This is a genomic window from Methanosarcina sp. UBA5 (assembly GCF_002505485.1).
Lineage (GTDB): Archaea > Halobacteriota > Methanosarcinia > Methanosarcinales > Methanosarcinaceae > Methanosarcina.
Window position 1 is genome coordinate 1 of record NZ_DAVG01000136.1, and the last position, 305, is coordinate 305.

Consider the following 305-nt stretch of genomic DNA (forward strand, 5'->3'; position numbering starts at 1 on the left):
CAGGTGGATTCCTATGGCACGGCATATGCCCTTGAGGAAAACGAGAAAAAGGAATTTGAACGCAATACAGAACGCTATTCTGTCCTGCGCTGGGCCCAGAAAGCTTTTGACAATTTCAGAGTCGTGCCCCCTGGAAGGGGAATTATCCATCAGGTGAACCTTGAATACCTGACCCCACTTGTGCATCTCAAGGAGAAGGACGGGGAGTTATCTGCATTTCCTGATACCCTTGTAGGGACAGACTCTCATACTACAATGATCAACGGAATTGGAGTACTCGGCTGGGGAGTAGGAGGCATAGAAGC

At 49.2% G+C, this 305-nt stretch carries 1 protein-coding gene; it reads left to right on the top strand.

Annotated features, from left to right (window positions below):
* The coding region (locus BP621_RS16730; RefSeq protein WP_292391875.1) for an aconitase family protein at positions 1-305 on the top strand (305 nt) is incomplete at both ends.